Source organism: Paracoccus sp. TD-10 (genome assembly GCF_048270675.1).
Lineage (GTDB): Bacteria > Pseudomonadota > Alphaproteobacteria > Rhodobacterales > Rhodobacteraceae > Paracoccus > Paracoccus pantotrophus.
Genome location: NZ_CP182418.1, coordinates 2,117,155 through 2,137,036, shown reverse-complemented (window position 1 = coordinate 2,137,036; position 19,882 = coordinate 2,117,155). Strand labels below are relative to the sequence as shown.

Annotated in this window: 18 protein-coding genes; 13 read left to right on the top strand and 5 right to left on the bottom strand. The window is 66.9% G+C overall.

The genetic code is table 11. The features are described 5' to 3' along the window. Nucleotides 1–204 precede the first annotated feature (204 nt). From ACNKFW_RS10625 to purU, 3 genes are all read left to right on the top strand, one after another. The gene (locus ACNKFW_RS10625) at nucleotides 205–2,985 is read left to right on the top strand and encodes a patatin-like protein (RefSeq protein WP_418024339.1); all 2,781 of its coding nucleotides are present in this window, start codon (nucleotides 205–207) and stop codon (nucleotides 2,983–2,985) included. Between the two features lie 223 nt (nucleotides 2,986–3,208). Further along, complete coding sequence (gene folD, locus ACNKFW_RS10620; RefSeq protein ID WP_024844019.1) at nucleotides 3,209–4,099, top strand: bifunctional methylenetetrahydrofolate dehydrogenase/methenyltetrahydrofolate cyclohydrolase FolD; 891 nt, start codon at nucleotides 3,209–3,211, stop codon at nucleotides 4,097–4,099. A 98-nt stretch (nucleotides 4,100–4,197) separates the two neighbouring features. Next, nucleotides 4,198–5,082 carry a formyltetrahydrofolate deformylase gene (gene purU, locus ACNKFW_RS10615; RefSeq protein ID WP_024844018.1) on the top strand — a complete coding sequence of 295 codons (885 nt, stop codon included), beginning with the start codon at nucleotides 4,198–4,200 and terminating at the stop codon, nucleotides 5,080–5,082. A gap of 111 nt (nucleotides 5,083–5,193) precedes the next feature. On the opposite strand, the gene ACNKFW_RS10610 is transcribed toward purU, so the two are convergent. The 3 genes from ACNKFW_RS10610 to ACNKFW_RS10600 form a co-directional block, all read right to left on the bottom strand. Beyond that, on the bottom strand, nucleotides 5,194–6,861 hold the full coding sequence (locus ACNKFW_RS10610) for a SulP family inorganic anion transporter (protein ID WP_418024336.1): 1,668 nt from the start codon (nucleotides 6,859–6,861) through the stop codon (nucleotides 5,194–5,196). 67 nt (nucleotides 6,862–6,928) lie between these two features. Beyond that, the gene (locus ACNKFW_RS10605) at nucleotides 6,929–7,186 is read right to left on the bottom strand and encodes a helix-turn-helix domain-containing protein (protein WP_024844016.1); all 258 of its coding nucleotides are present in this window, start codon (nucleotides 7,184–7,186) and stop codon (nucleotides 6,929–6,931) included. 139 nt (nucleotides 7,187–7,325) lie between these two features. Further along, the gene (locus ACNKFW_RS10600; protein WP_028709768.1) at nucleotides 7,326–9,350 is read right to left on the bottom strand and encodes a TonB-dependent receptor domain-containing protein; all 2,025 of its coding nucleotides are present in this window, start codon (nucleotides 9,348–9,350) and stop codon (nucleotides 7,326–7,328) included. 258 nt (nucleotides 9,351–9,608) lie between these two features. Between ACNKFW_RS10600 and ACNKFW_RS10595 the strand changes: the two genes are divergently transcribed. The 8 genes from ACNKFW_RS10595 to ACNKFW_RS10560 all read left to right on the top strand — a co-directional run bounded on the left by ACNKFW_RS10595 (nucleotide 9,609) and on the right by ACNKFW_RS10560 (nucleotide 14,596). Continuing rightward, a complete protein-coding gene (locus ACNKFW_RS10595) occupies nucleotides 9,609–10,223 on the top strand; it encodes a ribonuclease D (RefSeq protein WP_418024334.1) in 615 nt (204 codons plus the stop codon). A gap of 10 nt (nucleotides 10,224–10,233) precedes the next feature. Next, nucleotides 10,234–11,181, top strand: a complete 948-nt coding sequence (locus ACNKFW_RS10590; RefSeq protein ID WP_418024332.1) for a KpsF/GutQ family sugar-phosphate isomerase — start codon at nucleotides 10,234–10,236, stop codon at nucleotides 11,179–11,181. 2 nt (nucleotides 11,182–11,183) lie between these two features. Further along, nucleotides 11,184–11,765 carry a hypothetical protein gene (locus ACNKFW_RS10585; RefSeq protein ID WP_024844012.1) on the top strand — a complete coding sequence of 194 codons (582 nt, stop codon included), beginning with the start codon at nucleotides 11,184–11,186 and terminating at the stop codon, nucleotides 11,763–11,765. A 52-nt stretch (nucleotides 11,766–11,817) separates the two neighbouring features. Then, entirely contained in the window at nucleotides 11,818–12,303 is a 486-nt protein-coding gene (gene lptA / locus ACNKFW_RS10580; protein WP_418024330.1) for a lipopolysaccharide transport periplasmic protein LptA, read from the top strand. A 4-nt stretch (nucleotides 12,304–12,307) separates the two neighbouring features. Beyond that, nucleotides 12,308–13,042, top strand: coding sequence for an LPS export ABC transporter ATP-binding protein (lptB, locus tag ACNKFW_RS10575; RefSeq protein ID WP_024844010.1), 735 nt, complete (start codon nucleotides 12,308–12,310; stop codon nucleotides 13,040–13,042). Between the two features lie 162 nt (nucleotides 13,043–13,204). Further along, nucleotides 13,205–13,780, top strand: coding sequence for a ribosome hibernation-promoting factor, HPF/YfiA family (hpf, locus tag ACNKFW_RS10570; RefSeq protein ID WP_024844009.1), 576 nt, complete (start codon nucleotides 13,205–13,207; stop codon nucleotides 13,778–13,780). An 82-nt stretch (nucleotides 13,781–13,862) separates the two neighbouring features. Further along, nucleotides 13,863–14,327 carry a PTS sugar transporter subunit IIA gene (locus ACNKFW_RS10565; protein ID WP_024844008.1) on the top strand — a complete coding sequence of 155 codons (465 nt, stop codon included), beginning with the start codon at nucleotides 13,863–13,865 and terminating at the stop codon, nucleotides 14,325–14,327. Between the two features lie 74 nt (nucleotides 14,328–14,401). Then, complete coding sequence (locus ACNKFW_RS10560) at nucleotides 14,402–14,596, top strand: hypothetical protein (protein WP_024844007.1); 195 nt, start codon at nucleotides 14,402–14,404, stop codon at nucleotides 14,594–14,596. A 69-nt stretch (nucleotides 14,597–14,665) separates the two neighbouring features. Here the strand turns inward: ACNKFW_RS10560 and ACNKFW_RS10555 are convergent, their stop codons facing one another. Beyond that, on the bottom strand, nucleotides 14,666–15,535 hold the full coding sequence (locus ACNKFW_RS10555) for a branched-chain amino acid aminotransferase (protein WP_024844006.1): 870 nt from the start codon (nucleotides 15,533–15,535) through the stop codon (nucleotides 14,666–14,668). A gap of 152 nt (nucleotides 15,536–15,687) precedes the next feature. Here ACNKFW_RS10555 and ACNKFW_RS10550 point away from each other — a divergent pair, with 152 nt between their 5' ends. Beyond that, the gene (locus ACNKFW_RS10550; RefSeq protein ID WP_024844005.1) at nucleotides 15,688–16,206 is read left to right on the top strand and encodes a MarR family winged helix-turn-helix transcriptional regulator; all 519 of its coding nucleotides are present in this window, start codon (nucleotides 15,688–15,690) and stop codon (nucleotides 16,204–16,206) included. Next, complete coding sequence (locus tag ACNKFW_RS10545; protein ID WP_418024327.1) at nucleotides 16,203–16,934, top strand: response regulator; 732 nt, start codon at nucleotides 16,203–16,205, stop codon at nucleotides 16,932–16,934. The genes ACNKFW_RS10550 and ACNKFW_RS10545 overlap by 4 nt, the downstream gene beginning before the upstream one ends. A 153-nt stretch (nucleotides 16,935–17,087) precedes the next feature. Here the strand turns inward: ACNKFW_RS10545 and secA are convergent, their stop codons facing one another. Beyond that, on the bottom strand, nucleotides 17,088–19,793 hold the full coding sequence (gene secA, locus ACNKFW_RS10540) for a preprotein translocase subunit SecA (protein ID WP_114669173.1): 2,706 nt from the start codon (nucleotides 19,791–19,793) through the stop codon (nucleotides 17,088–17,090). Nucleotides 19,794–19,882: the final 89 nt, after the last annotated feature.

Below are 19,882 nucleotides of genomic sequence, written 5' to 3'. Positions count from 1 at the left end.
CCCGGATCCGCGCCGCGGCCTGATCGCCGCGCATGATGCGTGGCGCGCTGGCGCCTGTCGCGTCTTGCAAAGGGCCGGATCTGGGTGATCGCTCGCCCGGCTGATGGTTGCATTTCCCGCGAGACAATTTGGCGGATTTCGCTTATCGTGCTGAAACAGAACGGTTCTTGTCACCTGTCAGCCGGACGGTATCGGGGGGACGGAATGGTCGAACGGGCCACGGGTGAGGTGCGCTTCGCGGTCGTCCTGTACGGCGGCGTCTCGCTGGCGATCTACATGAACGGCATCGCGCAGGAACTGCTGCGCATGGTGCGCGGCAGTTCCGACCTGCCGGACGAGGCGCTGGCGCCTGGCGAACTGATCTATCGCCGGCTGTCGCGCGCGCTGGCGGGCCCGCGCGGCGGGCGCAAGCGCTTCGTGATCGACATCATCTCGGGCACCTCGGCGGGCGGGATCAACGGCGTGGCGCTGGCCAAGGCGCTGGTTGTGGGCGCGCGCGACATCGACATCCTGCGCGAGGCCTGGACGGAAAAAGCCGATATCGGCCAGCTGCTCAACGACCGCCAGGGCATCGCCGGCCGCCTGCGCCCGACCGAATCGCTGCTGGACGGCGGCCATATGTTCCGGGTGCTGCACGACACGCTGGCCCGGCTGACCGGCGACGGCCGGCCGCTGGCCGAGACGGTGGACCTGTTCGTCACCGCCACCGACCTGCACGGCCGGCAGGCGCCGATCCACCTGACCGGCGCGCGGCTGGACGAAAGGGTCCACCGCAAGGTGTTCCATTTCGCCTATGACGGGGCGGGCCGCAACGATTTCGGCCCCGGAAACGAGGCCATGCTGGCCTTTGCCGCGCGCTGCACCTCGTCCTTTCCGGTGGCCTTTCCGCCGATGCGCTTTGCCGACATGCCGGCCGCGGCGCAGGATGCCGGCTTTGCCCGCTTCTTCGACCACGACCCGGATTATGCCGGCCGGCCGTTCGCCGATGGCGGCTATCTGGACAACCGGCCCTTCAGCTATGCGACCGGGCTGATCCCGTCGCGCCCGACCACCCTGCCGGGCGAGCGCAAGCTTCTGTTCATCGACCCTTTCCCCGAAGCGCCCGCGCCCTCCGGCCAGCCGTCCGAGCCGGTCGATTTCCTGCAAAACGCCCAGCTGGCGCTGACCGGGCTGCCGCGCTACGAGGTGATCCGCGACGATATCCGCGCCATTGCCCGCATGAACCGGCGGCTGGAGCGGCTGGGCGCCTTGCAGACCCGCTGGCGCGAGGACCAGCGGCGGGTCGAGGCGGCCGGGCGCAAGATGCGGCAAAGGCGCAAGCCGGCCGACCTGGACCGGATGGACCTGGCCGACCTGATGACCGGCGCCTATCAATACCCGCAGAACTATCCGCTTTATCACCACCTGCGGGTCTATGGCACCACCGACGGGCTGTCGGCGATGGTGGCCGGGCTGGCCGGATACCCGCCGGATTCGGACGTGGCGCTGTATCTGCGCCAGATCCTGCGTGGCTGGCGCGACGAGAACTTCAGCGCCTATCACGCCGAGGGCCGCGAGGCCGAGAACGCCTACCTGTCCCGCTATGACCTGGATTTTCGGCTGCGCCGGCTGATCCATCTGCGCGCCCATATCGACGAGGCGCTGGACCGGCGCGAGCGCATCCAGGGCGAGAACGTGGCGCTGCACCTGCCCCCGGAACTGCTGGCGCCCCTGCGCGTCCGGATCGAAGAGGAACTGGCCGAGCTGCGCCGCCTGGCCAGTCCTGACGGCAGCCGGGCGCAGGCCCTGCTGGCCGGCGCCGAGATCCTTCGGCTGGACGGGCTGATCTCGGCCGAATACAGCGCGGTGATGAAGCTTGCGACGCTCGATCAGCGGTATCGCAGGGCGCGCGAGATCTATCGCGGCACGGAAATCAAGGCGCTGGTGGACAAGGCACTGGCCCGGCTGGGCCGGGACATGCGCGCGGTCTTCGACGCCAGCAGCGCCCGCATCCGCGCCGACCTGGCCCAGCCCGAATTGCAGCCGCTTCTGGATGTCTATGACGATTTCCATTGGCATGACGTGATGACCTATCCCTTCCTGGAGGGGTCCGAGCTTCAGGAACATTCGCAGGTCGAGGTATTCCGCGTCAGCCCCGCCGACAGCGGGCTGAACCCGCGGCCCGACAAGCTGGCGGGCATCGCCGTCGGTGCCTTCGGCGGCTTCCTGAACCGGGACTGGCGCGAGCATGACATCCTGTGGGGCCGGCTCGACGGGGCCGAGCGTATCGTCGCGGCGCTGATGTCCGACCGCCCCGAGGCCGAGCGCAGCGCCTGGATACAGGAGTTCCAGAACCAGATCCTGCGCGAGGAATATGGCGAAGTGGCGGGCCAGGCCCGGCGGCTGGCGCTGCTCAAGGCCAAGCTGCGCGATGCCCGCATCGACGAGGACGCCTTCGAGGAGACTGCCGCCCAGGCGCTGGGGGTCAAGGACGCGGCCGAGCTGGACCTGCGGCGTTTCGGCACGCATTACAAGGATTTCAAGCCCATCGGACCGCGCCCGCCCGAGATCGCGGGCTGGAGCAGCCGCGCCATGGCGATCCTGTCGCGCATGATCGACGATCTGCCCGACGACGGCATCCTGCGCATGCTGGGCAGCCGCGGGGCGGCGGCGCTGCGGGCCGGTGGCGGGCTGATCTCGGGCTTTGCGCGCTTTGCCATGCCCGGCAGCTACTGGCGGATGCTGGCGGACAAGATGCTGTTCCTGGCCATGCTGGCGGGGTTGCTGGTGGTGCTGCTGTCGCCCTGGCTGGGATCGGCGGCTGCCGGGATCGGCTGGCTGCTGCTTGCGGTCGCGATCGCGACCTGGCTCCTGCTCCACAGCTTCGGGCGCTGGCTGCGCGGGCGCGACAGCCTGCCGCAGGCGTTGCGCTGGCTGGCGCTCTGCGTTGCGCTGGCACTGATGGGCGTGGGGCTGGCAACTGTCGCAGATCGCCTGTTCGGCTGACGCAGCCCGCACGAGGCCGCGTCGCAAACCGACTGCGCCTTGTCGCAATAGGGCCTGAGCGTTGCGCCGCCCGGTTGGAAAAAGGCGTCAACGGGGATAGAGGCGAACCGGAACGGGCAGGCCCGCGATGAATCGGGCTTGCGCATGCCGGCGCCTGCGCTATCCGCGCGCGGAGGGGCCGGGGTCTGCGCGAGGGATGCGGAATGCGAAGGAGAACGGGCCTATGGGGGCAAGGATCATCGACGGCAAGGGTTTTGCTTCTGGTGTTCGGGGGCGGGTTGCAGAGGCTGTGGCCCGGCTGAAGGCGGCGCATGGGATCACGCCCGGCCTGGCGGTGGTGCTGGTGGGCGAGGATCCGGCCAGCCAGGTCTATGTCCGCAACAAGGGCGTCCAGACCCGCGAGGCCGGCATGGCGAGCTTTGAGCACAAGCTGCCGGCCGAGACCCCGCAGGCGGAACTGCTGGCGCTGATCGCCCGGCTGAACGCCGATCCGGCCGTCCATGGCATCCTGGTGCAGCTGCCGCTGCCCGGGCATATGGACGCCGAGGCGGTGATCAACGCCATCGACCCGAGGAAGGACGTGGACGGCTTCCATGTGCTGAACGTGGGCCTGCTCGGCACCGGGCAGAAGGCGATGGTGCCCTGCACGCCCTTGGGCTGCCTGATGCTCTTGCGCGACGCCCTCGGCGATCTTGCCGGGCTGAACGCGGTGGTGGTCGGGCGCTCGAACATCGTCGGCAAGCCGATGGCGCAACTGTTGTTGAACGAAAGCTGTACGGTGACCATCGCGCACAGTCGGACGCGGGATCTGGCGGGGCTGTGCCGCAGCGCCGACATCCTGGTCGCGGCGGTGGGCCGGCCGCGGATGATTCGCGGCGACTGGGTCAAGCCGGGCGCCACGGTGATCGACGTGGGCATCAACCGCATCGAGGAGGAGGGCCGCACGCGCCTGGTCGGCGACGTGGATTTCGAGGGTGCAGCAGGGGTCGCGGGCGCCATCACCCCGGTGCCGGGCGGCGTCGGGCCGATGACCATCGCCTGCCTTTTGGCCAATACGCTGACCGCCTGCTGCCGGGCCAATGGCTGGCCCGAGCCCGAGGGGCTGACCGCCTGAGCGCGCCGCCGCACCGGGGGCGCTTCGCCCCCCGGACCCCCCGAGGATATTTGCACAAGGAAGAAACCAGGGCCCGTGCCCTTTCAGTGGAGAGCCAGATGAAGAAATACACGCTGACGGTCGCCTGCCCCTCGACCCGCGGCATCGTCGCCACCGTGGCCGGCTTTCTGGCCGAGCACGGCTGCAACATCACCGATTCGAGCCAGTTCGACGATACCGAGACCGGCAAGTTCTTCATGCGGGTGAGCTTCGTTTCCGAGGAAGGCGCGGGGCTGGAGGAGTTGCGCGAAGGTCTGGCCGAACCGGCCAGGCCCTTCGACATGCAATACGCCATCCATGACGAGGCCGAGAAGATGAAGGTCGTGATCATGGTCAGCCGCTTTGGCCATTGCCTGAACGACCTCTTGTATCGCTGGCGCATCGGTGCGCTGCCGATCGACATCGTGGCGGTGATCTCGAACCACATGGATTATCAGAAGGTGGTGGTGAACCACGACATCCCCTTCCACTGCATCAAGGTGACCAAGGAGAACAAGCCGCAGGCCGAGGCGCAGCTGATGGCCGTGGTCGAGGATTCGGGCGCCGAGCTGGTGGTGCTGGCGCGCTACATGCAGGTGCTGTCGGATGAGCTTTGCCGCAAGATGTCGGGGCGGATCATCAACATCCACCATTCCTTCCTGCCGAGCTTCAAGGGCGCCAATCCCTACAAGCAGGCCTTCGAGCGCGGGGTGAAGCTGATCGGCGCGACCAGCCATTACGTCACCGCCGACCTGGACGAGGGCCCGATCATCGAGCAGGACATCATCCGCGTGACCCACGCGCAATCGCCCGAGGATTATGTCAGCCTGGGCCGCGACGTGGAAAGCCAGGTGCTGGCCCGCGCCATCCACGCCCATATTCACCGCCGGGTGTTCCTGAACGGCAACAAGACCGTCGTCTTCCCCGCTTCGCCGGGAAGCTACGCCTCCGAGCGCATGGGCTGAGAGTGCGGGGCGGCCATCGAGCCGCCCTTTTCCGGCCCCCGCTCTCACCGTTGCAAAAATACTCCCGCCGGAGGCATGGCGCCGAAACAGACGCCGCCCGCGCGGAATAGGCTAGGATCCGTGACGCCGGCGCAGCGCCTCCTCGACCGTGGGGGCGTAATGCACCAGCGGACGGCGCAGGCCGTGGGTCAGCAGCACCCGGCGGATGTCGCGGCTGGTGCCGGTCAGCCACAGCGCGATGCCGCGGCGCTGCGCCTTGTGCGCCAGCCCCTCGATCATATTGGCGCCGGTGGAATCCAGGAAGGGCACGGCGCTGAAATCCACCACCAGCACCCGGAACCCGTCCTGGATGCGATCCAGGACCGAGCCGATCGAGGCCGTGGCGCCGAAAAACAGCGCCCCCGAGATGCGATAGACCACCACATCGCGCGGCTGCGGCTGGTCCGGGCGCGGCTGGGCGCTGTCGGCCGTATCGGCGCCGACCAGCGCCTCGACCCCCACGGCCTGGCTCATGCGCTGGATGAACAGCACCGAGCCGAGCGCCAGCCCGACCACGATGGCCTCGGTCAGGTCGCGGAAGATGGTCAGCCCGAAGGTGACCAGCAGCACCGCCGCCTCGCCCCAGCCCGAGCGCAGCAGGATGGCGACGGCCGGTTTCTCGATCATGTTCCAGGCCACCACCGCCAGCACGCCGGCCAGCGCCGCCAGCGGGATATAAGACGCCAGCGGCGCCGCCAGCAGCATGAAGCCCAGCAGGAACAGCGCATGCAGCATCCCCGCCACCGGCCCATGCGCGCCCGCGCGCACATTGGTCGCCGTCCGCGCGATGGTGCCGGTGACGCAGATGCCGCCGAACAACGCCGAGCCCATATTGGCCACGCCCTGCGCCACCAGCTCGCAATTCGAGCGGTGGCGGCGGCCGGTCATGCCATCCGCGACCACCGCCGACAGCAGCGATTCGATGGCGCCGAGCAGCGTCAGCGAGACCGCTGCGGGCAGCAGCGCCAGCACCTTGTCCAGCGACAGCCCCGGCAGAGCGGGGGCGGGCAGGGAGGACGGAATGCCGCCGAAGCGGCTGCCGATGGTCGCGACATCCGCCCCCGCCGCCGCGGTGAAGCCCGCCGCCAGCGCCACGGCGATCAGCATGCCGGGCCAATGCGGCCGGGTGCGTTTCAGCCCCAGGATCACCGCGACGGTTCCCAGCGCGATCCCCAGGGCCGCGGGGCTGAGGCTGGCGCGGGCCTGCCAGAGGGCGGGGATCTTTTCCACCAGCTCGCCCGGCTCATGGGCCAGCGCCAGCCCGAAGATCTCCTTCAGCTGGCTGGTGAAGATGATGACGGCGATGCCGGCGGTGAAGCCGACCGTCACCGGAAAGGGGATGAACTTGATGAAGGTGCCCAGCCTGAGCAGCCCGATAGCCACCAGCATCAGTCCCGACATGAAGGTCGCCAGGATCAGCCCCGACATGCCGTGCTGCGCCACGATCCCGGCGACCAGCACGATGAAGGCCCCCGCCGGCCCGCCGATCTGGTAGCGCGAGCCGCCAAGCGCCGAGACCAGGAAGCCGCCGATGATGGCGGTATAGAGCCCCTGCGCCGGCGAGGCGCCGGAGGCGATGGCAATGGCCATCGACAGGGGCAGCGCCACGATGGCGACGGTCAGCCCGGCCAGGGCATCGGCGCGCAGCTCGGCCGCGCCATAGCCCTCGCGCAGGACGGTGATCAGTTTCGGGGTGAACAGCGGCGCAAATCCGGGACTTGCGCTGGCCTGCTGGGTCATCTGGTGCCGCACCTTTGCAAAAGGGGGCGGCGGGATCGTCGGCTTTCGTCGGCGGTCGCCGTCGCGGTTACGTCCTGGGACCGGATTTCAGCCGCACGCCGCGCCCGCCCGAGGGGCTGGCGGCGCCTTCGCCGATCAGCTCGATCCCGGCGGCCTCCAGCGCCTCGACCACGCGGGTCAGGCTTTCGACCACGCCGCGCACATTGCCGTCGCTGGCCTCCATGCGCTGGATGGTGGGAACCGACAGGCCCGAGAGTTCGGCCAGCCGCTTCTGGTCGATGCCAAGAAGGGCCCGTGCCGCACGCATCTGCGCCGAGGTCATCATGCGGTGATTTCCAATCCTTTATGATGGATGCCTAGCATGGCTATCATGATATTTCAAATATCATCTTTGCTTTCTGAGATATAAGGAAAAGGCCCCCGCGAAGGGGGCCTTTCCGGTTCGTGTCCGAGTGGGCAGGAGATCAGAACTTCATCGTCGTGCCCAGTGTGATCGTGCGACCGGGCGCCCAGACCGGCTCGATTCCACCGTTGCGATCATTCGCGGCATAACCCGAACGCTCGTAATAGTTCTTGTCGAACAGGTTATCGACGCTGAGCCGGACTGCCACGTTCTCATATGCCTGGGGCGTCCACTCGGCATAGGCGTTGACCACGGTATAGGACGGCTGCTTGTAGTAGGTTGTCGTGGAGGTCACCCGCTCGTCGATCGAGCCTGCCCACTCCACCGAGGCGCCCAGGACCGTGTTCCATGCCGGCAGTTCGTGATCGACCCAGAGCGTGGCGGTTTCGCCCACCGGCATGAAATAGACGCCGTTGTTGGGCAGGACATCGTCACCATCGCCGGTCACGTCCGCCTTGGTGAAGGAGGCGCCGATCCGGGTATTGCCGAAGTCATAGGTGCCATGCAGGGTGACGCCCTTGCTGCGATATTCCTCGGTGCGGTTGGTCAGCAGGGTCGAGGATTCGTAGCTCAGCAGTCCGTCGATCTTCGTGTCGAAGACCGTGATGCCGGCCTGCCAGGCGTCGCCGTTAAAGTTCGCTCCGACCTTGAGGTTCTTGGCCGTGCCCGTGTCCAAGTTCGGGTCGGTGACGAAGGCGTTGCTGCGGGCATGGACATAGCCGTAATCGCCGATGACGTAGCCCAGCCAGGTGCGCGAAGCACCCGCGAAAACCTCGATACTGTCGTTGACGCGATAGGCGAGGGTGCCATTCACGCTGGCGCCGGAATCGCTGAACCGCTCGCCGTTCCAATCGGTAAAGCGATGCGCGTCGTAGCGCGCGCCGGTCGAAAGGCTGAAGCCGTTCTGGAACTCGAACCGACCCTGGGCGAAGACGCCGATCTGGCTCGTCGAGAAGTTGCGGTAACGACGGTTGTTGTTGCCAGCGCCATAGTTGTCTGTGGCGTAGTCGTGTTGGTTGAAATCGACCCCTGCGGTGATCTTGCCGGTGTTGATCGTAAAGGTGTTCTGCACCTTGCCGCCGAACTGTTCCTCCTCGAAAATTGCGTTGCCGTTATTCGCAGAAACATAGGTCGGGTCACCATTTTCGTCTCTGCGCAGTGTCAGATAATTCGGTCGCCAGTATTCGTATTGGCTGAAGTAAAGCGAAACCTCGGGATCCCACATGTCGGTCGGCTCGGTCGAGGTATAGGTCAGCTTGACCGTGTCACGGCTGACCTTCAGCGGATGAACCTCGTCGCCGGCAAGGCCCATATTCGCCTTGATCAGACGATCGGCCTCGTCACGGCTGCGCTCCAGGCCAAGCTCGATCCGGTGCCCCTCGAACTCATAGCCCAGCTTGGCCAAGACATTGCGCGCCGCAGGTTCGGTGCCCAGTACTTCCTTGCCGTCGCCGTTGTCGTAATTGTCGCCGTTCGAGCCGTGGGCCATGATGAACCAGTCGAACCCGCCGCTCCGGCCATAGCCGGCCAGGCTGCCCGAGAAGCCGCGACCATTCGAGCCATAGGAAAGTGCTGCACGGCCGCCGACGTTCTGTCCCGCTTCCAGCAGATCGAGCGCGCCCACCGTCTCGTAGCGCAGCGCACCCGCTGCGGCGGCAAAACCAGAGTCGGCTGCTGCTGCGCCGGCTTCGACTTCGACCGATTTCAGGAAGGCCGGGTCGATCACGTTCGAGCCGGTATGGTGCCAGCTGGTCTGCGCTTGCGGCACGCCGTCCACGGTAACGGCAAGCAGCGATTGCTCGATGCCGAAGACACTGACCTTCTTCGCCGGTCCGCCACCACCCGAGACGGTGATGGAGGATTCACGCGCGAACAGTTCCGAGACGTCGGCGGGCTGCAGCGCCTCGATGTCCTCGGGGGTGACGGAAACGCCGCCGGTCGCCTCGACATTCTCCTGGCCATCGGCGACCAGGGTGATCGGATTGAGGACCACGGTCTCGGCGTTCTGGTTGTCCTGGGCGTAAAGGGCCGTCGCCAGCGCCAGAGAGGACACCCCGGCCAGCGGAAGAATTCGGCGCAATTTCATGGTCATTTGCCTTGAGTCGTTTGGAACTGGCGCGATTTACCGGGCTGCTCGCCATGAACACAAGTATTTTACTCGGAAATTCGGCCTTATCTCAGTAAAACAGTCGGGATTGTTGCGCATCTGCGTCACTTTCCCGGCCGGGCGCGATGTTCCTCGCAGAATGACGGGTCGCGGGATGCCGAGATCCGAAGCCGGGGCTGGCGCAGGCGGGGGCATTGGGGTTACAGCAACCCAAACCCGCAGCCCGAGAAGCCACAGATGACCATCACCCTTTATCAAAACGACCTGCCGGACGATCTGGACCTGGGTCCGGTCGTGGCCATCGACACCGAGACGATGGGGCTCGATCCGCGCCGCGACCGGCTGTGCCTGGTGCAGCTGTCCTCGGGCGACGGCAATGCGCATCTGGTGCAGATCGCCCAGGGCCAGCGCACGGCGCCGAACCTGGTGCGGATGCTGGCCGATCCCCAGGTGCTGAAGCTGTTCCACTTCGGCCGCTTCGACATCGCCGCGCTGGAGGCGGCCTTCGGCGTGGTGACGAAGCCGGTCTGGTGCACCAAGATCGCCAGCAAGATGGTGCGCACCTATACCGACCGGCACGGGCTGAAATACCTGCTTTCGGAACTGGTCGGCGTCGACATCTCCAAGCAGCAGCAGACCAGCGACTGGGGCGCGGCGGACCTGTCCGAGGCGCAGCTGGAATATGCCGCCTCGGACGTGCTGCACCTGCATGCGCTGAAGGCCGAGCTGGAAAAGCGGCTGGCGCGCGAGGGGCGGCTGGACCTGGCGCAGGCCTGTTTCGACTTTCTTCCCACCCGCGCCCATCTGGATCTGCTGGGCTGGGGGGATGAAAACGACATCTTCCATCACTAGGTAGCGGGCCATGAGCGCATATCTCGATACCGCCCGCCGGGTGATCCGCACCGAGGCCGAGGGGCTGGCCCTGCTGGCCGACGGCCTTGGCGACAGCTTCGACCGCGCGGTCGAGACCATCCTGGCTGCGCGCGGCCGCGTGGTCGTGTCCGGCATGGGCAAGTCCGGCCATGTCGGGCGCAAGATCGCGGCCACGCTGGCCTCGACCGGGACGCCGGCGCAATTCGTCCACCCGGCCGAGGCGAGCCATGGCGACCTGGGCATGGTGACGCAGGGCGACGTGGCGCTGGTGCTGTCCAATTCCGGCGAGACGCCGGAACTGGCCGACCTGATCGCCCATACCCGGCGCTTCCAGATCCCGCTGATCGGCGTCGCCGGGCGGGCGCAATCGACGCTGCTGCGCCAGGCCGACGTGGCGCTGATCCTGCCCCAGGCGCCCGAGGCCTGCGGCACCGGCATCGTGCCCACCACCTCGACCACCATGACCATCGCGCTGGGCGATGCGCTGGCCGTGGCGCTGATGGAGCATCGCCAGTTCACGCCCGAGCATTTCCGCACCTTCCATCCCGGCGGCAAGCTGGGCGCGAAACTGTCGAAAGTGGCCGACCTGATGCACCGCGACATGCCGCTGGTGGCCGAGACCGCGCCCATGGCCGAGGCGCTGCTGACCATCAGCCAGAAAAGCTTCGGCGTGACCGGGGTGACGGATGCCGCGGGGCGGCTGACCGGCATCATCACCGACGGCGACCTGCGGCGGCACATGCAGGGGCTGCTGGACCATAGCGCCGCCGAGGTGATGACCCGCAACCCGCGCACCATCGGCCCCGACCAACTGGCCGAAGCGGCGCTGGCCGAGATGCAGGCCCGCCGCATCACCTGCCTGTTCGTAGTCACGCCCGAAGGGATGCCGGCCGGGCTGATCCATATCCACGACTTCCTGCGCACGGGGCTTGTCTGACGGTGGGCACCCGCTCGCGCATCGTGGCCTGGCTGCAGGTGATCCTGCCGCTGACGGCGCTGGCGATCCTGTCGGTGCTGTTCCTGCTGGGCCGCAAGCCCGACCCCGAGGCGAGCATTCCCTATGCCGATGTGGACCCGCGCGAACTGGCCGAGCGGCAGGCGGTGACCAGCCCGACCTATGCCGGCGTGACCCGCGATGGCGCGCAGCTGAGCATCGCGGCCGCCGAGGCCCGGCCCGGCGACCGCAGCAGCGGCACCCAGGCGCAGGCGGTGCGCCTGACGCTGCGGGCCAGCGACGGGCGGGCGGCGGATGTCAGCGCCGGGGCCGCCTCGATGCGCGACCAGCAGGTCCGGCTGGCCGAGGGGGTGCGCATGACCACCGCCGACGGCTGGGTGCTGACCGCACCGGAACTGTTGGCCTCGACCACCGAAGGCACGCTGCTTTCCGAGGAGGAGGTCAATGTGCTGGCCCCTTTCGGCCGGCTGACGGCGGGGCGGATGGAGTTTCGCCCCTCGGGGGAGGGCAGCGGCGATCACGTTCTTGATTTGAGCGGCGGAGTCCGCTTGATATACCGGCCATGACCCGGCGCCGCCGGCCGCATAGGGGGCCTTCGGGCGCCAGAAAGGAAATCCGATGATCCGGCCCGGACCGCTTTTGCCCGTGATCCTGTCGCTGATGCTGGCGGCGGGCCCGGTGCTGGGGCAGGCCAGGGGCTTTGGCAGCGCCCAGGATATCAAGGAACCGGTCGAGGTCACGGCCGATTCGCTGACGGTCGACCAGAAATCCGGCCAGGCCACGTTTTCGGGCAATGTGCTGATCGGCCAGGGTGCCATGCGGCTTGCGGCGGACAGCGTGACCGTGACCTATGCCCAGGGCGACCAGCGCCGCATCAGCGCCTTGCACGCGCAGGGCAACGTCACCCTGGCCAGCGGCGAGGACGCGGCCGAGGCGCAGGCGGCCGATTACGATGTCGAGACCGGCACCATCGTCCTGACCGGCGATGTGCTGCTGAGCCAGGGCGGCAACCTGCTGGCGGGCGACAAGGTGACGGTGAACCTGGAAAGCGGCACCGCCGAAGCCTCGGGCCGGGTGCGCAGCGTCCTGCAGCCGGAGAACTGACGCCATGGCCGAAAAGCAGGGGCTGCGCGTCCGCGGCCTGCGCAAATCCTATCGCAACCGCCCGGTGATCCGCGACGTGGCGCTGGACCTGGAGCGCGGCGAGGTGGTGGCGCTGCTGGGGCCCAATGGCTCGGGCAAGACCACCTGCTTCTATTGCGTGGCCGGGCTGGTCGCGCCTGATTCGGGCCAGGTGCTGATCGACGGGCAGGACGCGACGCGCCTGCCGATGTATCGCCGCGCCCAGATGGGCATCGGCTACCTGCCGCAGGAGATGTCGATCTTTCGCGGCCTCACGGTCGAGCAGAACATCATGGCCGTCCTGGAACTGGTCGAGCCGCATGTCCACCAGCGCCGCGAGCGGCTGGAGGAGCTGCTGGGCGATTTCTCGATCGGCCATCTGCGCAATGCCTCGGCCATGGCATTGTCGGGGGGCGAGCGGCGCCGGGTCGAGATCGCCCGCTGCCTTGCAGCCGATCCGGCCTATCTGCTTCTGGACGAACCATTCGCCGGCGTCGATCCCATCGCCGTGGGCGAGATCCGCGCCCTGGTCCACGACCTGAAAAGCCGCGGCATCGGCGTGCTGATCACCGATCACAACGTCCGCGAGACGCTGGAAATCGTCGACCGCGCCTATATCCTGCACGACGGCCATGTGCTGAAAGCCGGCACCACGGCCGAGATCGTGGCCGACCCGCAGGTCCGCCGCGTCTACCTGGGCGAAACCTTCCGCATGAACTGAACGCGAGGACGTGACGATCCCTTGCGCGCAGCCGTTGACACCGGGACGTGGCTATCACCAAATGAGGATATGGCCGGGCAGGACGCCGGGCCGAAGAAACCCGGACGGTGCCGCCGCGAGGGCTGTGACGACCAGGCCGGGCAACCGAAAGGACGGACCACCATGCGCTATCAGATCAGCGGAAAACAGATCGACGTGGGCGATGCGCTTTCGACTCATGTCAAGACCGAACTCGGTGCCACCGTTGAGAAATATTCGCAACGCCCGACGGATGCGACGGTGATCTTTTCCCGCAACGCGCATGAATTCATCTGCGATGCCGTGGTGCATCTCTCGACCGGGCTGACCGCCCAGGCCAAGGGCGGGGCCACCGACATCTATGCGGCCTTCGAGCAATGCCGCGAACGGATGGACAAGCAACTGCGCCGCTACAAGCGCCGGCTCAAGGACCACTACAAGGACCGGACCCAGCCGGTTGAATTCGAGCAGGCGGGAATGTATGTGCTGGCCGCCGATGAGGACGAATGGGAAACGCAGGCCGACGGCCTGCAACCCATGATCATTGCCGAGATGGAGACCCGCGTGCCCACCCTGTCGGTCGGCGACGCGGTGATGCAGATGGAACTGTCCGGCAGCCCGCTGCTGGTCTTCCGCAACGAGAAACATGGGGGCGTGAACGTGGTTCACCGCCGCGACGACGGCAACGTGGGCTGGATCGACCCCCGCAACCTGGGCTAGACTGACACAGAAGGGCAGTCTTGTTGAACCAAACGTCCCGGCCGCGCAGCCCGCGGCCGGGCCTTGACAATTTTCGGGCGACATGCAGATCAGCGACATTCTCTCCCCCGCCGCCGTGCGGACGATGAGCCAGACCACCAGCAAGAAACGGTTGTTCCAGGAAATTGCCGAACAGGCGCGGGCCGTCTATGGCGTGGACGCCGCGCAGACGCTGGACGCGCTGCAAGAGCGCGAGACCCTGGGCCCCACCGGGGTCGGCCATGGCGTCGCGCTGCCCCATGCCCGGCTGCACGGGCTTGAGCATGTGGTCGGCCTGTTCCTGCGGCTGGAAAAGCCGCTGGATTTCGACGCGGTGGACCGCCAGCCGGTGGACCTGATCTTTGCGCTGCTGGCGCCCAAGAATTCGGGCGTCGATCACCTCAAGGCTCTGGCGCTGGTCTCGCGCACGCTGCGCGACCAGGATCTGCGCGCCAAGCTGCGCGCCAACGAGGATCCGGTGGCGCTGCACGCCATGCTGGCCGCTGCCCCCGGCATCAAGGCGGCCTAGGGTCGCAGCCCTGTCCGCAAGGGGTGAAATGCCGCCGCATCCGCGCTATACTCCCGCGCGGGAGGAAGACCGACATGACCAGACATATCGCAGACCGCAGTCACGAAAGCAGTTCCGGCCGCACGCAATACTATACGCGGCAGGAACGCGAATCCGGCCTTCACCCGGCCATCGCCGCCCTGCGCATGCGGCCCCGTATCCGCAACAGCGAAGAGGCGAATCGCCGCGCCGCCGAATTTGCCCGGATCGAGCGCGGCCATCGGGTCTGATCCCGGCCCCGGCAATGCGAACCCGGCCGGGCGCTGCCGCCCGGCCGGGTTTCCATTTCGGTCCAGCGATCAGCTGCGGACCAGCTTTTCGTAATCCTCGGCGATCTTGCGGGTGGTGCCGCCGACCTGGAAATGCCAGTCGCCGATCTGCCCGACCGGCGTCACCTCGGCCGCGGTGCCGGTCAGGAAGCATTCCTGGAAATCCGCCAGCTCCTCGGGCTTGATCCGGCGTTCATGCACGGCGGTGCCGTTGTCCTTGAGCATCTGGATGACCGTCTGCCGGGTGATGCCGTTCAGGAAGCGGTCGGCCAGCGGCGTATGCACCTCGCCGTCCTTGACGAAGAAGATATTGGCGCCGGTGGCCTCGGCGACATAGCCCTCCCAGTCCATGAACAGCGCGTCCGAGCAGCCCTTTTCCTCGGCGGCGTGCTTGGACATGGTGCAGATCATGTAAAGCCCGGCGGCCTTGGCGGCGGTGGGGATGGTCTCGGGGCTGGGCCGCTTCCACTTGGCGATGTCGAGCTTGGCGCCCTGCCATTTCGCATCGCCGTAATAGCTGCCCCATTCCCAGGCGGCGACGGCCATGCGCACCGGGTTGCGGCGCGCCGAAACCCCCATGTCCTCGCCCGAGCCGCGCCACATCACCGCGCGGACATAGGCGTCCTTGAAGCCGTTGGCCTCCAGCACGGCGGTTTTCGCCGCGTCGATCTCCTCGGCGGTATAGGGCGACTGCATGTCCAGAAGCCGGGCCGATTCGATCAGCCGCAGCGAATGCTCGTGTCCCTTGAAGATCTTGCCGCTGTAGCAGCGCTCGCCCTCGAAGACCGAGCTGGCGTAATGCAGCGCATGGGTCAGGATGTGGACATTCGCCTCGCGCCACTCCACCAGCTTGCCATCCATCCAGATCTTGCCGTCACGATCGTCATATGCGCCCGCCATTTTTCCCTCCGGCCGGTTCTGTTTGCGGAATGTTGCGCCGTCAGAGCATGTCTGGCAAAGAAAGTTGCGCAACTTGAGGTCTGGGCTATCCATTCATGGTTGGAAAGTCAACAAGCCTGACGTAATAAGGGCCACGCAGCGAAGGGAAGGCCATGCAGAACAAGGTGAATGTCGCGCCGGCAGGCGGGGAAAGCCTGCTGTTCCTGACCGATGACCAGCTTCGCCGCGGCATCGAGGCGATGTTTTTCGCCTATCGCGCCTTTACCGCCGATCCCGACCTGATTCTGGCCGAGCTGGATTACGGCCGCGCCCATCACCGGGCGATCCATTTCATCCATCGTGAGCCGGGCCTGACGGTGACGGCGCTGCTGGACGTGCTGGGCGTGACCAAGCAATCGCTGAACCGGGTCTTGCGCACGCTGATCGAGGACGGGCTGGTCGAAAGCCGCATCGGCCGCCGCGACCGGCGCGAGCGCCAGCTCTACCTGACCGACAAGGGCGCGGCGCTGGAACGCCGTCTGTCCGAGGCGCAGCGCGCCCGCATGCGCGCCGCCTATCGCGCCGCCGGACCGCAGGCGGTGGCGGGCTTCCGGCAGGTGCTGGAGGCGATGATGGACCGCGACACGCTGCGCCAGTATCGTGCGCTGAAAGAACTGCCCGAGTCGCCATGACCGCTCCCGATCCTGCTTCCGATCCGCCGCCCGCCGCCCATATCCTGGTCGTCGACGACGACGAACGCATCCGCAGCCTGCTGCGCCGCTTCCTGATGCGCAACGGTTTCCTGGTGACCACGGCGCGCGACGCCGCCCATGCCCGGCGCCTGCTTGACGGGCTGGATTTCGACCTGATCGTGCTCGACGTGATGATGCCGGGCGAGGACGGGTTCTCGCTGACCCGCGACCTGCGCCGGCGCATGACCACGCCGATCCTGCTGCTGACCGCCAAGGGCGAGACGGGCGACCGCATCGAGGGGCTGGAAAGCGGCGCCGACGATTACCTGCCGAAACCCTTCGAGCCGCGCGAGCTGCTCTTGCGCATCGCCGCCATCCTGCGCCGTATCCCGGCGACCGAACCCAAGGGGCCGAAGTTCCTGTCGCTGGGGCCCCTGCGCTACGATGCCGACAAGGGCGAACTGTGGCAGGGCGATGCGCCGCTGCGCCTGACGGGAACCGAGCAGGCGCTGCTCAGGCGCCTTGCCGACACGCCGCGCCAGCCGGTCAGCCGCGGCGCGCTGATCGAGGATCTGGGCCGCAGCCCGTCGGAGGAGGCGGGCGAGAATTCGGAACGCGCCATCGACGTGCAGATCACCCGCCTGCGCCGCAAGATCGAGCCCGATCCCAAGGAGCCGCGCTACCTGCAGACCGTGCGCGGAACCGGCTACATGCTGGTGCCGGATTAGCGGCGCCTGGTCGGCTGCTCCGTTGCGATATGAGTATTTGAGAAACGGTGAAAGCCCAAGCGGTGCGCCCGGCTCTTCACCGTTTTCCAAATACCCATGCCGGGCCGGCCATCTTCGCGGCGGGATGAAGAAGGGGGCCCGAAGGCCCCCAAATCACGCCAGCGCGCCGTGGCAGTGCTTGAACTTCTTGCCAGAGCCGCAGGGGCAGGGATCGTTGCGCGACGGGTTGCCCCAAGTGGTGGGATCGGTCTCGTCGAAGCCGGCGACCCGGCCCGAGACCTCGCCGCCCTCGGCTTCCTCGTGTTCGGGGTGCATCTGCGCCTCGACCGCCGCCTGTTGCTGCTGGTATTCGCGCAGCATCTGCTCGCGCTCGGCATCGGTCAGCGGGCGGATGCGCGCCAGTTGCTGGGTCACGTCGAAGCGCAGCCCGTCCAGCATGGTCTCGAACAGCTGGAAGGCCTCGGTCTTGTATTCCGACAGCGGGTCGCGCTGCGCATAGCCGCGGAAGCCCACCACCGAGCGCAGATGCTCCAGCGTGACCAGATGCTCGCGCCATTTGCTGTCGATCTGCTGCAGCAGCACCTGCTTTTCGATCTGGCGCATGTTCTCGGGGCCGAATTGCTCGGCCTTCTGCGCCATATAGGCATCGGTGGCCTGCTGGATGCGTTCGCGGATCCCGTCCTGGTCCACGCCGTCCTCGGCTGCCCAATCGGCGACGGGCAGGTCCATGTTCAGCTTGTCGACCACCGCGTCATGCAGGCCCTGGACGTCCCATTGCTCGGCATAGGCGCGGGGTGGCAGATGCCGGTCGACCAGGTCGTCGATCACCTGCGCGCGCATGTCGGCGGCGATGTCCCCGACCTCGTCGGTATGCATGATTTCCAGGCGCTGGCTGAAGATCGCCTTGCGCTGGTCGTTCATCACGTCGTCGAATTTCAGCAATTGCTTGCGGATGTCGAAGTTGCGGCCCTCGACCTTGGCCTGGGCGCGTTCCAGCGACTTGTTGACCCAGGGGTGGACGATGGCCTCGCCATCCTTCATGCCCAGCGTCGACAGCACCTTGTCCAGCCGTTCCGAGCCGAAGATGCGCATCAGGTCGTCTTCCAGCGACAGGAAGAACAGCGAGCGGCCGGGGTCGCCCTGGCGGCCCGAGCGGCCGCGCAGCTGGTTGTCGATGCGCCGGCTTTCGTGGCGCTCGGTCGCCAGCACGAAAAGGCCGCCGGCGTCCAGCACCGCCTGTTTTTCGGCGGCGTGCTCGGCCTCGATGCGGGCGCGGACCTCATCGGGGTTCGCCTCGGGATCGGCGGCCAGCGCCTCCATCACCTTCATCTCGACATTGCCGCCCAGCTGGATGTCGGTGCCGCGGCCGGCCATGTTGGTGGCGATGGTCACGGCGCCGAGCTTGCCGGCGTCGGCGACGATCTTGGCCTCCTGCTCGTGCTGGCGGGCGTTCAGCACGTTGTGCTGGATGCCTTCCTTGCTCAGCATCTGCGACAGCATCTCGGATTTCTCGATGCTCGTCGTGCCGACCAGGATCGGCTGGCCCTTGGCATGGGCTTCCTTGATCGCCTCGATCACGGCGGCGTATTTCTCGGTCGCGGTGCGATAGACGCGGTCATGCTCGTCGATGCGCTGCACCGGGCGGTTGGTCGGCACCTCGACCACGCCGAGCTTGTAGATTTCGGCGAATTCCTCGGCCTCGGTGGCGGCGGTGCCGGTCATGCCCGAGAGCTTGTCGTAGAGCCGGAAATAGTTCTGGAAGGTGACGGAAGCCAGCGTCACGTTCTCGGGCTGGATGGCGACGCCTTCCTTGGCCTCGATGGCCTGGTGCAGGCCGTCCGACAGTCGGCGGCCCTTCATCATCCGGCCGGTGAATTCGTCGATCAGCACCACCTCGTCGTCGCGCACGATATAATGCTGGTCGCGCATGAACAGCTTGTGCGCCCGCATCGCCTGGTTGGCGTGGTGGACGATGGTGGTCGATTCGGGGTCGTAAAGCGTCTGGCCCTCGGGCAGCACGCCCGCCGCCTGCAGGCGCTTTTCCAGGAATTCGTTGCCTTCCTCGGTAAAGGTGGCGTTGCGGGTCTTTTCGTCCAGCTTGTAATGCTCGGGCGCGAGTTCGGGCATGAAGGCGTCGAGCGTCTTGTAAAGCGCGCTGCGGTCCTGGCTGGGCCCCGAGATGATCAGCGGCGTGCGCGCCTCGTCGATCAGGATCGAGTCGACCTCGTCCACGATGGCAAAGAAATGCCCGCGCTGGGTCATCTGCTCGATCGAGCCCTTCATGTTGTCGCGCAGGTAGTCGAAGCCCAGCTCGTTATTGGTGGCATAGGTCACGTCGGCCCGATAGGCCTCGCGCTTTTCCTCGTCCGGCTGGAAGGGATAGACGACGCCGGTGGTCATGCCGAGCTGCGCAAAGACCTTGCCCATCCAATGAGCGTCGCGTTTCGCCAGGTAGTCGTTGACGGTGACGACATGCACGCCCTTGCCCGCTAAGGCATTCAGATAGGCCGGGAAGGTCGCGACCAGGGTCTTGCCCTCGCCGGTCTTCATCTCGGCGATATTGCCCTGGTGCAGGAAGACGCCGCCCATCAGCTGCGTGTCGAAGGCGCGCAGGCCAAGCGCGCGGCGCGCCGCCTCGCGGCAATTGGCAAAGGCCTCGGGCAGAAGCTTGTCCAGATCCTCGCCTGCCTGCGCGCGGCCCTGCAATTCGCGGGTCTTGCCGATCAGTTCCGCATCGGAGAGGGCGCGGAACTGTTCCTCCAGCGCGTTGATCTGGGCCACCAGCGGCCGGACCGATTTCACCTTGCGGTCGTTGGGCGTGCCAAAGACCAGTTTCGCCAAGTTTCCGATGCCGAGCATATGAACCTTCAAAATCGCGTATCTGGGGGTGCGCGGGACGTTCCGCCCACTTGCCGGCACCATTCGCCTTGCCCTATCACTTGGGCCGG

What these genes read in the sequence shown, in the direction of transcription:
- ACNKFW_RS10610 (WP_418024336.1), bottom strand. Translation starts at nt 6,861, where the DNA reads ATGACCCAGCAGGCCAGCGCAAGTCCCGGATTTGCGCCGCTGTTCACC.
- secA (WP_114669173.1), bottom strand. Translation starts at nt 19,793, where the DNA reads ATGCTCGGCATCGGAAACTTGGCGAAACTGGTCTTTGGCACGCCCAAC.
- ACNKFW_RS10545 (WP_418024327.1), top strand. Translation starts at nt 16,203, where the DNA reads ATGACCGCTCCCGATCCTGCTTCCGATCCGCCGCCCGCCGCCCATATC.
- hpf (WP_024844009.1), top strand. Translation starts at nt 13,205, where the DNA reads ATGCGCTATCAGATCAGCGGAAAACAGATCGACGTGGGCGATGCGCTT.
- ACNKFW_RS10590 (WP_418024332.1), top strand. Translation starts at nt 10,234, where the DNA reads ATGAGCGCATATCTCGATACCGCCCGCCGGGTGATCCGCACCGAGGCC.
- ACNKFW_RS10595 (WP_418024334.1), top strand. Translation starts at nt 9,609, where the DNA reads ATGACCATCACCCTTTATCAAAACGACCTGCCGGACGATCTGGACCTG.
- purU (WP_024844018.1), top strand. Translation starts at nt 4,198, where the DNA reads ATGAAGAAATACACGCTGACGGTCGCCTGCCCCTCGACCCGCGGCATC.
- ACNKFW_RS10555 (WP_024844006.1), bottom strand. Translation starts at nt 15,535, where the DNA reads ATGGCGGGCGCATATGACGATCGTGACGGCAAGATCTGGATGGATGGC.
- ACNKFW_RS10605 (WP_024844016.1), bottom strand. Translation starts at nt 7,186, where the DNA reads ATGATGACCTCGGCGCAGATGCGTGCGGCACGGGCCCTTCTTGGCATC.
- ACNKFW_RS10550 (WP_024844005.1), top strand. Translation starts at nt 15,688, where the DNA reads ATGCAGAACAAGGTGAATGTCGCGCCGGCAGGCGGGGAAAGCCTGCTG.
- lptB (WP_024844010.1), top strand. Translation starts at nt 12,308, where the DNA reads ATGGCCGAAAAGCAGGGGCTGCGCGTCCGCGGCCTGCGCAAATCCTAT.
- lptA (WP_418024330.1), top strand. Translation starts at nt 11,818, where the DNA reads ATGATCCGGCCCGGACCGCTTTTGCCCGTGATCCTGTCGCTGATGCTG.
- folD (WP_024844019.1), top strand. Translation starts at nt 3,209, where the DNA reads ATGGGGGCAAGGATCATCGACGGCAAGGGTTTTGCTTCTGGTGTTCGG.
- ACNKFW_RS10600 (WP_028709768.1), bottom strand. Translation starts at nt 9,350, where the DNA reads ATGAAATTGCGCCGAATTCTTCCGCTGGCCGGGGTGTCCTCTCTGGCG.
- ACNKFW_RS10565 (WP_024844008.1), top strand. Translation starts at nt 13,863, where the DNA reads ATGCAGATCAGCGACATTCTCTCCCCCGCCGCCGTGCGGACGATGAGC.
- ACNKFW_RS10625 (WP_418024339.1), top strand. Translation starts at nt 205, where the DNA reads ATGGTCGAACGGGCCACGGGTGAGGTGCGCTTCGCGGTCGTCCTGTAC.
- ACNKFW_RS10560 (WP_024844007.1), top strand. Translation starts at nt 14,402, where the DNA reads ATGACCAGACATATCGCAGACCGCAGTCACGAAAGCAGTTCCGGCCGC.